This window comes from Haloarcula sp. H-GB4, from assembly GCF_030848575.1.
GTDB lineage: Archaea > Halobacteriota > Halobacteria > Halobacteriales > Haloarculaceae > Haloarcula.
In genome coordinates this window covers 813,331-825,987 of the sequence record NZ_JAVDDX010000002.1, presented here as the reverse complement: position 1 = coordinate 825,987, position 12,657 = coordinate 813,331, and the positions used below count along the sequence as shown (strand labels likewise).

Genomic DNA, 12,657 nt, shown 5'->3' with positions numbered 1-12,657 from the left:
CATGGCTAGTGTCTCCGTCTCACACCTGATCCTGTTCATCGCGTCGATGGCCATCGCCGCAAGCGTGGCCGGCGTCTTTACGAGCAGTATCGGCGAGCTGAGCAACGCTGTCTCGGAGCAAGGGCTGGACGTGAGCAGCGACGTCCGGACCGACGTCGAAATCATCTCCGACAGCGGCAGCAACACCATCTACGATAACGGCGCCGAAACGATCACTATTCACGTCAAAAACACTGGTTCGGAGACGTTAGCACCGGTCCCCGGGCAGGTAGATGTGTTCGTTGATGGGACGTTTGCCAGTGATTATACGGTGACGCTGGAGCCAAACGGTGGCAACAGCTGGCGGCCCGGTGGGGTCGTCCGCATCGACATCAATGACAACCTCAGCGGTGGGGACCACCGTCTCAAGCTCATTGTCAACGGCGACGAGGAGGTGTTCGAGTTTAACACATGAGTATCGCAAGTACTGACCTATTCTCGCTTGGACTGGATGATCACGACCGGCTGAACAAAGAACTGGGCGGCGGTATCCCACCCGGCAGCATCATCCTCGTGGAAGGGGACTACGGGGCCGGTAAATCCGCCATGAGCCAGCGGTTCACCTACGGCCTCTGTGAAGAGGGGCACGAAGTGACCTACCTCTCGACGGAACTCACTGTCGGGAGCTTCCTCGACCAGATGCACTCGCTGTCGTATGACATGGTCGACCACATCCTCGACGAGGATGTGCTGTTCCTGCACGCCGACATCGGCGAATCGAACGCCCTCACCGGCGGCGACGAACAGACCGACCGGAAGGAACTCCTCAAGCGACTGATGGAGGCTGAGGTGATGTGGGATGCCGACGTCGTCGTCATCGATACTTTCGACGCTATCCTCCGGAACGACCCCAAGTTCGAAGCCCTCGTCCGGCAAAACGAGGAGCGACAGGCAGCTCTGGAGGTCATCTCTTACTTCCGGGATGTCATCTCACAGGGCAAATGCATCATGCTCACTGTCGACCCGTCAACGCTGGACGAAGAGGCTATCGGCCCGTTCCGGGCCATCGCCGACGTGTTCATCGAACTAGAGATGATCGAGGTCGGCAACGACGTGCGCCGGCAGATCAACGTCCTCCGATTCGCCGGCATGGGCGAACAGGTCGGTGACACCATCGGGTTCTCGGTCCGCTCGGGAACCGGCATCGTCATCGAATCGCGCAGCGTCGCCTAGAGGTGAGCTAAGATATGACAGACCACGGACGTGCGAAACCGTCGGACGAACTTCGACAGATGGCAGCGCGGCGGCCCCACCTGCGGGACCACCTGAAGAAGTTCAAGCAGATCACCGGTGAGTTCCCGATGCTCATCGATGAGGCCGACGACGACTACGAAACGAACCGGCCGAACGTACTCTATCCGGTCGGTGGCCCCATTTTCTGTCATATCTACGGCGACGTCGGTCAGGACATGAAGTACTACGCCATCGAACCGGAACTCGATGAGGACGAGCGGGCTGTCTTCGGGAAGGTCCGGAACCGCCTGCTCCAGCGCAGCGTCAACAAGCCCGCGCCCGAAAACGAGGCTCAGTTCGACGACCGTATCGAGGAGCTCCTGCAGGAGACGACCAAAGTCAGGGACGAGGACAGCGAAAACGGCGTCCTTACGCGCCTGTCGAACCTCACCGACGTGAGCAGCGTCGAAGTCACACAGGAGACCTACGAGAACATCCTCTACCGACTGAACCGCGACATCGTCGGTCTTGGCCCGCTCGAACCGGTTATGCGCGACCCGGCTAACGAGGATATTCACGTTATCGGCCGGAGCGAATGCCACGTCGACCACGGGGTCTACGGGATGCTGGAAACGACAGTCGAATGGCAGAGCGAGGAAGCCTTCGACCAGTGGCTCCGAAACATGGGCGAGCGGATGGGCGACCCGGTCTCCGACTCGGATCCCATCGTCGACTCGACGCTCCCGGACGGGTCGCGTCTGAACCTCATTTACTCCGACGACGTGAGCCTGAAGGGCCCCTCGCTCACGATCCGTCAGGGCGACGACGTTCCGCTGTCTGTCTTCCAGATTACCAAGTGGATGACGCTGTCGCCGCAACTGGCCGCGTATCTCTGGCTCTGCCTGGAGAACGAGCAGACGGTGTTCGTGGTCGGGGAGACGGCCTCCGGGAAGACGACGACGCTGAACGCGATCACCTCGTTCATTCCCGACGACGCAAAGATCTACACCGCGGAGGATACCGCTGAGGTGCTCCCCCCGCACAACACCTGGCAGCAACTCCTCACTCGTGAGGGTGAAGACGAGGGAACCAGCATCGACATGTTCGACCTGGTTGCCGCCGCACTGCGTTCTCGCCCTGACTACATCATCGTGGGTGAGGTTCGTGGCGAGGAGGGGCGGATGGCGTTCCAGGCCGCCCAGACCGGCCACCCGGTGATGCTAACATTCCACGCGAGCGACATCGTCTCGATGATTCAGCGCTTCACTGGCGAACCGATTAACGTCCCCGAGACGTTCATGGACGTGGCCGACGTGGCGCTGTTCCAGAACCGCGTCAAGCAGGGCGATCAGGTCCTTCGCCGCGTGACGAGCGTTCAGGAAATCGAGGGATACTCCAAGGAGATGGACGGTGTCGTCACGCGGCAGGTGTTCAACTGGGACCCCGTCGAGGACGAAATTATCTTCCAGGGGATGAACAACTCTTTCGTCCTCGAAGAGCAGATCGCGACCCTGCTCGGCTACGAGGATACGCGTGACATCTACGACGACCTCGAGTTCCGCGCGAACCTCATCGAACGCGCCATGCAGGAGGGGATTTTGGGGTATCACGAGGTCAACGACTTCATCTCGGACTTCCAGCGCGACGGTGTCGAAGGGATTCCGTTCAACATGGCCAGGCCCGACTAACAATGTCACAGGGTGAAGCCGAGAGCGACATCGATCTGACGATATCCGAGACGATCCAGTCGCTCGTTGAGTCCTACCGCCAGATGACGATCCCGCTGGAGCGGTATCTCTTTCTCATTCTGCTGCCAGCCGTCGCATTTTTTATCATCTCGGCAGCCGTCGCCTTGCTGCTGGAGCAGCCCATTGCAGTCCGCGCACCGATCCCCTTGCTTGGGTTCCTTGTGATGGCATCGGCGATTTTCTACCCCAAGATCCTCCTGAGCCAGCGCAAACGCGAACTCAACAACCGGTTTCACCTGCTTATCACGCACATGACCGTGCTGGCGACGACGAAGATCGACCGGATGGAGGTGTTCCGAACGCTGGCCGAGGAAGACGAGTACGGCGAACTCGCAATGGAGATGCACCGAATCGTCCAGCTTGTCGACACTTGGAACCTGAGCCTTGACGACGCCTGTCGTCGCCGCGCCAAACAGGTCCCGAGCCGCGCAGTTTCGGACTTCTTCGACCGCCTCGCGTACACGCTCGGGGCCGGACAGGGACTCGACGACTACCTCCTGACCGAACAGGAGCAGATCATCCAACACTACTCGACGGTGTATAAGAGTTCGCTCGACAGCCTCGAAGTGATGAAGGACCTCTACCTGTCGATGATCCTGTCGATGACATTCGCGCTGGTGTTCGCGGTCGTCCTTCCGGTGCTGACTGGGACGAACCCGACGATGACCGTCAGCGCCGTTATCGTGATGTTCGTGTTCGTCCAGACCGGCTTCTACCTCGCCATCCGCTCGATGGCCCCGTACGATCCGGTGTGGTTCCACCCGGTCGACTACCCGTCGCCGATTGAGTCTAAGCTCAACAAATCGATGGTCGCTGGCGTGGGGCTGTCGATGCTGCTCGTGTTCATCACGCTGGGCGGGATGCTCGGGATTTCGCCGATCACGCTGAACGACCTCTTTTTCATGCTTGACGGAGTGCCGCTGCCGCTGTACGCTGCTGCGCCGATCACCCCGATGCTCATCCCCGGACTCGCCTTCCGGCAGGAGGAACAGCGCATCAAGGACCGGGATTCGGAGTTTCCGAACTTCATCCGCGCGCTCGGTGCAACTGAAGGCGCGAAGCAGTCTACCACCGGTGCGGTGCTTCGCACCCTCCGCAAGAAGGACTTCGGCGCGCTCTCGCCCAACATCGATAACCTCTATAAACGGCTGAATATGCGGATCGAACCGACCTCAGCCTGGCGTTTTTTCACCGCGGACTGTCGCTCCTATCTCATCCAGACCTTCTCCGAGATGTACCTCATCGGCCGCGAGATGGGTGGGTCCCCGAAGCAACTGGGCGAGCTCATCTCCGAGAACATGAATCAGGTGCTACAACTCCGCCAGAAGCGCAAGCAGGCGGCGACGACGCTTGTGGGCCTCCTCTACGGGATGACCGCCGCGTCGACTTTCGCCTTCTTCATCGGCCTACAGGTCGTCAACATCCTCGCCGATATGTCGCTCAACCTGAGCACCGGGAGCCGGCTTGACGCCGCCTCGCTCATCAACACCAGCGTCTACAACATCCCGCTCATCGAGTTCCTGCTGATCATTATTATCATGTTTGGCGCGATGCTGTCGTCGCTGATGATCCGAACCATTGATGGCGGCCATAACGCCAACACTTACATGCATTTCGTGATTCTCTCGTGGATCGGGGCTATTACTGGGACGTTTACGAAGTGGCTGGTGTCGCAGTTCCTCGCCATCTAGTACCTTTTTACTTCGTCGCCCTTCCTCGCGGCGCTTCGCGCCGCTGTGGGAGGGCTCCTCGCAAAAATCTACGCTAAAAACGACCTCCGAGTCGCGGCCTGGGGCCGCGCTCGGAGTGAAACCGCTCGCTCCGCTCGCGGTACATCACAACAGCATCAGTACAGCCCTCGGCAGACCTGCCCTTCCCCGAGTCGCGCCACGGAGGGCGCTCCCGGCCCACGGCATCAGAACATCTATTCCCGGCCCACAGCACCGCAGTCCCGCGACAGCTACCCTTCGAAGCCGTCTTCCCAGCGGAATACGCCGTCCTTCTGGACGACTTCCCCGTCGACTTCGAGCCGCGACCCCTCGCCCATCGTCGTGATGAGGTCCTCGTGGACGGCGCTGTCGTTGCCGGATTCGCCCTTGGGGAGGCAGGCATCGTACGCACGTCCGAGCGCGAGATGGACTGTTCCGCCCATCTTCTCGTCGAAGAGGATGTTATCGGTGATGCGGTCGACGCCGCGGTTCATCCCGATACCGAGTTCGCCCAGTTGGCGGGAGCCGCTGTCGGTCCCGATGATTTCGTCGATGACTGCCTCGCCCTGTTCGGCCGACCAGTCGACGACGACGCCGTCTTTGAACGTCATTTCGACGTTTTTGATGCGGCGACCCTGTATCGTCATCGGAACGTCGAAGGTGACGACGCCGGCGGTGTCGTAGGGCGCGGTAAACACTTCGCCGGAGGGGAGGTTGTGCGAGTCGTACGCTACGCTGGCGGCGGAGTTGACGGCGATGCGGCCGTCGATGAACAGCGTGATGTCTGTGCCGTTGGCGACTATTCGGACCTCTTTGCCGTCGTCGAGAATATCCTTTAGCCGGGCCTGTTCATCCGCCAGTGCCTCCCAGTCCCGCAGCGTCGCGTCGTAGACGAAGTCCTGATAGGTGTCGTAGGCCATTCCGGCCTGCTGGGCCATCGCCCGCGTCGGATGCTGTGTCGATACCCAGTCGGTGTCCAGCCGGGCCTCTCTGATTTCCTGTCGAGCCGTCGAGTACGCCTGCCGCCGGTCGCTGTCCACGTCGGCTGTCTCGGTGGTATTTCGCGACCCTTTCAGGAACAGCACGCTGTCGGCTCGCTCGTACAGCGCCAGTTCGTACTCGGGGTTCTCGGTGAATGACCCGTCGTGGGCCTGCAGATAGGCCCGCGTGAGTTCGTCTGACTGATACGTCGACAGGAGGTTCGCGCCGCGGTCACCCAGCTGTTCGGCCACGGCGACTGCGAGGTCGTGGGCACCGTCCTCAACGGCCAGCACCACGTCGTCGCCCGCGTCGATGCGAGCGCTCCAGTCAACGAGAATCCGGGCGTGTTCGCGTATTCGGTCGTCCATATCCTCAGCAGGTGTGGCCGGAACAAAACGGCAGTGGTCCCCAAATTGTCACGGCCGAGGTGAGTATTTTCCGTGGATTTTTTGCGTTCCAGAGCCGGACTATTCGGTGCAGTACGGGACAGGACTCGTGGCGATTCTCCCACGGTCGCTTCAGGGATAGCCGGTTGGCGACGGCGCCATGACTGACGACGGCACGGGTGGTGTTCGTGCCACGCTTTTCTGTCGAATCGCAACCTCTACCTGTTCGGTCGGTGACTCCTCGGTATGGAACTTGGCGTCATCGGACTCGGACGCATGGGCCGCATCGTCGTCGACCGCGTACTCGAAGCCGGCCACGAAGTCGTCGTCTTCGATATCGACGAGGAGAGCGTCGCTGACGCGGCAGACGCTGGTGCTCGGCCGGCATCGTCCATCGCAGACCTTGTGGAGAAACTCGGCTCGGAGAAACGGATCTGGCTGATGGTCCCGGCCGGCGACCCGGTCGACGCCGCGCTGGACGAATTGACTCCGACACTTGACAGCGATGACATCGTGGTTGACGGCGGCAATTCCTACTTCGAGGATTCAGTTCGCCGCGCCGAGTCCACCGACGCGGCCTACCTCGACTGTGGCACCTCCGGCGGCCCAGCCGGTGCGGAACTCGGCTTCTCGCTGATGGTCGGCGGCCCGAAGTGGGCCTACGACGAACTGGTCCCTGTCTTCGATGCTGTCGCGACCGGCCCCGACGGCCACGACCGGATGGGGCCGGCTGGCTCGGGCCACTACGTCAAGATGGTCCACAACGGCGTCGAGTACGCCCTGATGCAGACCTACGGCGAGGGCTTCGAACTGCTGGCAAACGGCCGGTACGACCTCGATCTCGAATCGGTCGCCAACACCTGGAACAACGGGGCCGTCATCCGATCGTGGCTGCTGGAACTCTGCGAGGAGGCGTTCCGCGAGGAAGGCAACGACCTCGGCGACGTGGCTGACCGCGTCGAAGGCGGGTCGACCGGCACCTGGACCGTGCAGGAGGCACTCGAACAGGAAGTCCCGGTGCCGCTTATCTACCAGTCGCTGGCCGAGCGGTTCGGCTCGCGGGCCGATGACGGGCGCTTCTCGCGCCGCCTTGCCAGCCGACTCCGATACGGCTTCGGTCGCCACGAGGTCCCACGACGGGAGTGAGTGTGTTCCCGCGTCGCTTCAGTATTCGCTTGCCGGTGCAGTACTTCTTGCCAGCACTGTTGTCTGGTCGTCTCCGTGCCAGACGAGGCTGACTTCGTCTCCGCCCTCGACGCTAACGCTTGACTGATCGCCGACAGTCACTTCGCCGTCGTCACTGTTCCACCCTACTGTTTGTCCGTCTGCCACTTCGATAGTGAGTTGCTCCGCGCTGATCGTATCACCGCCGTCGTGCGTCACGACAGTAACTACCCCGTCTGGTGTCTGCTCGTACTCGAACGAGAACGAGGCCTGCGGGGCCACAGCTACGTCGCCTCCACCGCTACCCATACCTAACACGAAGGATGCAACTACCGCCGCGACGATGATGACAAGCGGAATCAGGATAAACAGGACAGCCATACCAACACCCAATCCGACGAGTACCTTCCCTGCGGTACCGAGATTGTTCCACGAATCTTTTAGTCCCATATGCTCTTTCATTAATTGAGGTTACTAAACAATGTGGAAATTAATTGCATCCGCCGAGCACATAGTCATCTGATGGCCGGGCCGTTCGCGGGTGGCTGCGGGTGAAACAACAGCTAATTAAACCAGTATTCCATAGCCGTGCACATGGTAGAACTCGTTGGAGTCGCCGTCGGGGCCACGCTTACCCTGATAGTGGTCGCGCTCCACTACGCCAAAGGGACCGGTTGGGAGGCACCGGAAGATATCTCTCAGGAGGTCCTCGAGCAGCGGGCTGCGACAGTCCCTGAGACGGACTTCCCGGAGCCGTACAACCGTTCTATCGGTGGTGGCGGTGCCGCAGCGATTCCGGCTGGTGAGGCCGAAGGCGAACTCGGCGAAGGTGAAGCAGTCGAGGAAGAAGACGAAGGCTTCGACCCCGATGACATCGCCGACGACGAGGTCGAGTACTACGAAATCGAATTCGCCAAGGAAGGAGAGACAATCGAGGTCGCCAACAACGAGCCGATTCTCGACGCCGGCGAAGAGGAGGGCTGGGACCTCCCCTACGCCTGCCGCGAGGGCCAGTGTATTTCCTGTGCCGGCCACATCGAGGACGGCCCGGCCGAGGACTACATCCGCCACAGCAACAACGACTCGCTGATGGACGACGACATGGAAGAAGGGTACTGCCTGACCTGTGTCGCCTATCCGACCAGCGACTTTACCCTCGAAACCGGCGAGTCGCCCTGAGACCACCGCTCACTCACATTTTATCGCCGCTCTTTGTGCTGACCTGTTATGCCCGCCGAGTTGAACGAAACGCGAGTCCGGACGTGTAAAGACCGACTGCTTGACCACTACGACGGTGTCTCCGTGCGTGACAAAGACGAGGTTGTGTCCGACGAACTCTTCGACTACCTTCGGACGGTCGTCCGCGACGGCTACGTCGGCAGCGGGTACGTCTGGGTGGTCCGGGCGCCCGAGCAAGCGGCCGAATTGTCTGACTCGATGGGACCGAACGACCAGCAGGACGGGACTCGGGTCCTTATGATCCTCCATCGCGGTAGCGCGACGTGGCAAGTCCCCGGCGGTGGTGTTGAGTCCGGTGAGACCTTTGAAGACGCTGCTGTCCGTGAAGTACATGAGGAAACAGGTATCGAGTGTACAGTACAGGACTGCTTTCGCCTCGAACACCTGCGGACAGTGGCTGATGGCTCCGATGAACGACTGCATACGCTCTGGGCGTACTTCGATGGCCGGTATCGCAACGGGTGTATCTCGATCCAGCCAAGCGAACTGAACGGTGCAGCCTGGGTGAACACGAAGCCGCAGTCGGTCGGTGAATCACTCAAGACTCGTGCGGAGGCTTGGTTCGACGAGTGAGGAGGGACTGCTCCACAAACACGATAGTCCCGCTGTTCGCCCCGGTGGTTCACAACCGTTAAGACGGACAGTCTGATACCGTTTTCTGTGGGCGGCTAGTTCAGCGGACAGAACGCCTGGTTCCGGACCAGATGGTCGGGGGTTCAAATCCCTCGCCGCCCGCTTTCTGCGACCCACTGTATAGGCGATGTGTCTTGTTCTGCGGTCCCGGACATCGACAGGACTGCAAGGGAATCGCCGCAACGTCCTTGGGGTTCCGACACAAGGTACGAACACATGCGTGTGCTCGTTGTGGGTGCGACCGGATTCATCGGACGGCGACTGGTTCGTGCCTTGGACGACGCAGGCCACGATGTGGTGGCGTTCTCCCGGAGCGCGAGCGAGGAGTCCTTTCCTGAAGGGGTTGAGCCATTTGAGGGCGACCTCGGCGACCCGGACTCCCTTGACGGTCTCTGTGACGATATCGACGTTGCGTACTACCTCATCCACTCGCTCACCTCCGAGAACTTCGCTGAGCTAGACCGTCGCTACGCTCGCCGGTTCGCTGACTCGGCGTCAGCTGCGGGTGTCGACCGTGTCGTCTATCTCAGCGGTATCAGCGGTGACGAGGAGAACCTCTCGCCACATCTGGCGTCGCGGCGCGAAGTCGAATCGGTGCTGGTGGAGGGGTCATTCGACCTGACAGTGCTCCGGGCGGCGGTTATCATCGGCCCGGAGAGTGCGAGCTTTCGGATCGTCGACGACCTGACCGACCGCCTGCCGCTGATGCTCGTCCCGAAATGGGTTCGAACGCCGTGTCAGCCCATTGGCGTCGACGACGCGATTAGCTACCTTGTGGCGTTACTCGGTACCGACGAGACTCGCGGCGAGACCTACGACATCGGCGGGCCGTCAGTGTGGTCCTACGAGTCGTTGCTGAAACTCACCGCGGCAGAGAAGGGCAAGCGGGTGTTTATTGTCCCTGTGCCAGTGATGACGCCCGGTCTGTCCTCGCACTGGCTTCGATTTACGACAGACGTACAGTACGCCATCGCCCGGCCGCTGGCCGAGAGCATGCGGAACCCGGTCACGGTCGACCCGGAAATCGACCTGCAGGACGTCGTGCCGATCGAACAGACGCCGATCAAGGACGCCGTTCGGAAGGCGCTCGCTGCGGCGTGACGACCGGCTTCGATGTGTCCCGGCGGAATTCCTTTGAGCCTGTCTGCTGCATACCCTCACATGCCTGAATCGGTCGCCGTCACCGGCGGCAACGGCCGTGTCGGCCAGCATGTCCTCGAACACCTGACCGCACAGGGGTATCGAACGGTCAACCTCTCCCGTGGGAAACGAGAGGAAGACCATTCGGACGCATACGTCAGGACCGACCTGCTCGACGCGGGCGAGGTGTACGGCGCACTCGCAAAGAGCGATGTCGACGCTGTCGTCCACCTCGGCATGATTCCCACGCCCGACCAGACGCCGGGATACCGGACCTACGAGAGCAACGTCATGTCCAGCTATCACGTACTGGAAGCGGCCGGCGAACTGGGTATCGACACGGTCGCTCTGGCGTCAAGTTTCAGCGCCATCGGCGGCGGGTTCGAACCGGACCCTATCACGGTTGACTACCTCCCGATTGATGAGAACCACCGACTCACGCCATCGAACCCGTACGCAATGGGAAAACAGACGCTGGAGATCGTCGCTGACGGATTCGCCCGCCGGAGCGCGGACGCGCCGGAGACCATCACGTCGCTTCGGTTTCCGTGGGTGGTCGATGACGACTTGGCCCGCAAGACGTTCGTCGAGGCTGACCGTACCCTCGCTGGGCTCCGGAACTCGGACCATTTCCACACCCAGCGCAACACGCTCTGTGGCTACATCCACGCCACTGATGCTGTCACGCTTGTCGAGGCAGCCATCGAGGCGTCGTTCGCCGGCCACCAGCGGCTCTGGGTGTCGGCTCCGGACACGAGCGCTGAGACACCGAGCGCTGAACTCGCGGCGGAGCTGTACCCCGAGGCTGACTACCGGGGACCGGCAGCCGACGACGAGAACCTGTACACAGCGCTCATCGACACGACGAAAGCCGAGCGGCTGCTCGACTGGGAACCGATCTGGAGCTGGCGACAACTGGGATGAAGCTGGCGGTGGCCCGTGCATCGCTCCGGACGCCATCATTACCACACCGCATGTAGCGGCTGTTTCAGCCGGAATACGTCACTAAAACATAATGTGTCTGTAACTAACACGCATGAGTGATGCAGAGCAGCCAGCCGAGAGCGAGACACACGACCATCATGACCACGATCATGAGGGGCCGGGCTATGCCACTCCGCAGGCTGCAATCGAGGAAGCCGAACCCGAACAGACCGCGTACGTGATGGGCCTGCACGTCGGTCAGGACGTCGACGCGCCGGACTTTCTGGCCGTCGTCGATGTCGACCCCGACTCCGACACCTACAGCGAGATCGTCAATCGGGTCCAGATGCCGAACAAGGGCGACGAACTCCACCATTTCGGGTGGAACGCCTGCTCTTCCTCGTGTCACATGGAGGGGCTGGAGCGCCGGCATCTCGTCATTCCCGGCCAGCGGTCCTCACGCATTCACATCGTTGACACCAAGGAGCGCCGCGACCCCGAACTGACGAAAGTCATCGAACCGGAGGAGGTGTACGACCACGACCTCTCCGCGCCCCACACCGTCCACTGCATCCCCGACGGTGAGATCCTCATCTCCATGCTGGGCGATGCCGACGGTGACCTCCCCGGTGGCTTCCTCGAATTGAACGACGACTTCGAGGTACAGGGCCGGTGGGACCCACCCGGCGAGATCGAGATGAACTATGACTACTGGTACCAGCCTCGCCAGAACGTGATGCTCTCGACGGAGTGGGCAGCCCCGAAAACCTACTACCCCGGCTTCGATCTGGACGATGTCGAGGACGGGAAGTACGGCCAGCGGCTCAACTTCTGGGACTGGGAGGCCGGCACCGTCGAGCAGACTATCGACCTCGGCGAGGACGGCCTGATTCCGCTGGAAGCCCGCTTCTTGCACACGCCCGAGAGCACCCACGGCTACGTCGGCGCGGCGCTGTCCTCGAACATCATTCACTTCCACGAGTCGGACGGCAAGTACCACGCCGAACCGGTCATCGAGTTCGATGACCGCGAGCACGAGGGCTGGGATATGCCGGTGCCAGCACTGGTGACGGATATCCTCATTTCGATGGACGACCGCTACCTCTTCGGGTCGAACTGGCTCCACGGCGAGGTGTGGATGTACGACATTTCGGACCCGTCAAATCCCCGAAAGGCGGATTCCATCTCCATCGGCGGCTACTTCGGCGACATCGAACAGGTCCAGGGTCGTGACACTGTCGCAGGTCCGCAGATGCTCCAGCTTTCGCTTGACGGCGAGCGACTGTACTGGACGACCTCGCTGTTTTCTTCATGGGACAACCAGTTCTTCCCCGAGGAAGCCGAGAACGGGTCAGTGATGCTCAAAGCCGATGTGGACCCGCGAACGGGAACGATGTCGCTGGACCGGGACTTCCTCGTGGACTTCGGTGACCTTCCCGAAGGCCCCGCTCGGGCCCACGAGATTCGGTGGCCTGACGGAGACTGCACCAGCGACGTGTGGCAATGATGGCGATGCGGTTA

12 protein-coding genes and 1 tRNA gene are annotated in these 12,657 nt (G+C 61.2%); 11 read left to right on the top strand and 2 right to left on the bottom strand.

All coding sequences use genetic code 11. The features are described from left to right. Position 1: 1 nt before the first annotated feature. The 4 genes from RBH20_RS12740 to flaJ are packed head-to-tail and all read left to right on the top strand — an operon-like array spanning position 2 to position 4,651. Positions 2–454, top strand: a complete 453-nt coding sequence (locus RBH20_RS12740) for a CARDB domain-containing protein (protein WP_306709142.1) — start codon at positions 2–4, stop codon at positions 452–454. Next, positions 451–1,212 (top strand): ATPase domain-containing protein, encoded by a 762-nt coding sequence (locus tag RBH20_RS12735; protein WP_058994253.1) that lies wholly within the window; start codon positions 451–453, stop codon positions 1,210–1,212. Before RBH20_RS12740 ends, RBH20_RS12735 begins: the two co-directional genes overlap by 4 nt. Positions 1,213–1,226: 14 nt before the next feature. Beyond that, on the top strand, positions 1,227–2,900 hold the full coding sequence (locus RBH20_RS12730; protein ID WP_127014150.1) for a type II/IV secretion system ATPase subunit: 1,674 nt from the start codon (positions 1,227–1,229) through the stop codon (positions 2,898–2,900). 2 nt (positions 2,901–2,902) lie between these two features. Beyond that, on the top strand, positions 2,903–4,651 hold the full coding sequence (flaJ, locus tag RBH20_RS12725; protein WP_306709138.1) for an archaellar assembly protein FlaJ: 1,749 nt from the start codon (positions 2,903–2,905) through the stop codon (positions 4,649–4,651). Positions 4,652–4,920: 269 nt separating this feature from the next. Here the strand turns inward: flaJ and RBH20_RS12720 are convergent, their stop codons facing one another. Continuing rightward, positions 4,921–6,018, bottom strand: coding sequence for an aminopeptidase (locus RBH20_RS12720; RefSeq protein ID WP_306709136.1), 1,098 nt, complete (start codon positions 6,016–6,018; stop codon positions 4,921–4,923). Between the two features lie 264 nt (positions 6,019–6,282). Here RBH20_RS12720 and gnd point away from each other — a divergent pair, with 264 nt between their 5' ends. Continuing rightward, entirely contained in the window at positions 6,283–7,182 is a 900-nt protein-coding gene (gnd, locus tag RBH20_RS12715; RefSeq protein WP_306709134.1) for a phosphogluconate dehydrogenase (NAD(+)-dependent, decarboxylating), read from the top strand. An 18-nt stretch (positions 7,183–7,200) separates the two neighbouring features. On the opposite strand, the gene RBH20_RS12710 is transcribed toward gnd, so the two are convergent. After that, positions 7,201–7,650, bottom strand: a complete 450-nt coding sequence (locus RBH20_RS12710) for a type IV pilin N-terminal domain-containing protein (protein ID WP_306709131.1) — start codon at positions 7,648–7,650, stop codon at positions 7,201–7,203. Positions 7,651–7,794: 144 nt separating this feature from the next. Here RBH20_RS12710 and RBH20_RS12705 point away from each other — a divergent pair, with 144 nt between their 5' ends. The 6 genes from RBH20_RS12705 to RBH20_RS12680 all read left to right on the top strand — a co-directional run bounded on the left by RBH20_RS12705 (position 7,795) and on the right by RBH20_RS12680 (position 12,643). After that, entirely contained in the window at positions 7,795–8,379 is a 585-nt protein-coding gene (locus RBH20_RS12705; protein WP_306709129.1) for a 2Fe-2S iron-sulfur cluster-binding protein, read from the top strand. A 48-nt stretch (positions 8,380–8,427) separates the two neighbouring features. Beyond that, entirely contained in the window at positions 8,428–9,012 is a 585-nt protein-coding gene (locus tag RBH20_RS12700) for an NUDIX hydrolase (RefSeq protein WP_306709127.1), read from the top strand. An 89-nt stretch (positions 9,013–9,101) separates the two neighbouring features. Beyond that, a tRNA-Arg gene (locus tag RBH20_RS12695) sits at positions 9,102–9,174 on the top strand. A 114-nt stretch (positions 9,175–9,288) separates the two neighbouring features. Then, the gene (locus RBH20_RS12690) at positions 9,289–10,173 is read left to right on the top strand and encodes an NAD(P)H-binding protein (RefSeq protein WP_306709125.1); all 885 of its coding nucleotides are present in this window, start codon (positions 9,289–9,291) and stop codon (positions 10,171–10,173) included. A 60-nt stretch (positions 10,174–10,233) separates the two neighbouring features. After that, positions 10,234–11,136 carry an NAD(P)-dependent oxidoreductase gene (locus RBH20_RS12685; protein ID WP_306709123.1) on the top strand — a complete coding sequence of 301 codons (903 nt, stop codon included), beginning with the start codon at positions 10,234–10,236 and terminating at the stop codon, positions 11,134–11,136. Positions 11,137–11,248: 112 nt separating this feature from the next. Beyond that, positions 11,249–12,643: a selenium-binding family protein gene (locus tag RBH20_RS12680; RefSeq protein ID WP_306709121.1), complete on the top strand. Its 1,395-nt coding sequence runs from the start codon at positions 11,249–11,251 to the stop codon at positions 12,641–12,643. The last annotated feature ends 14 nt before the right edge of the window (positions 12,644–12,657 follow it).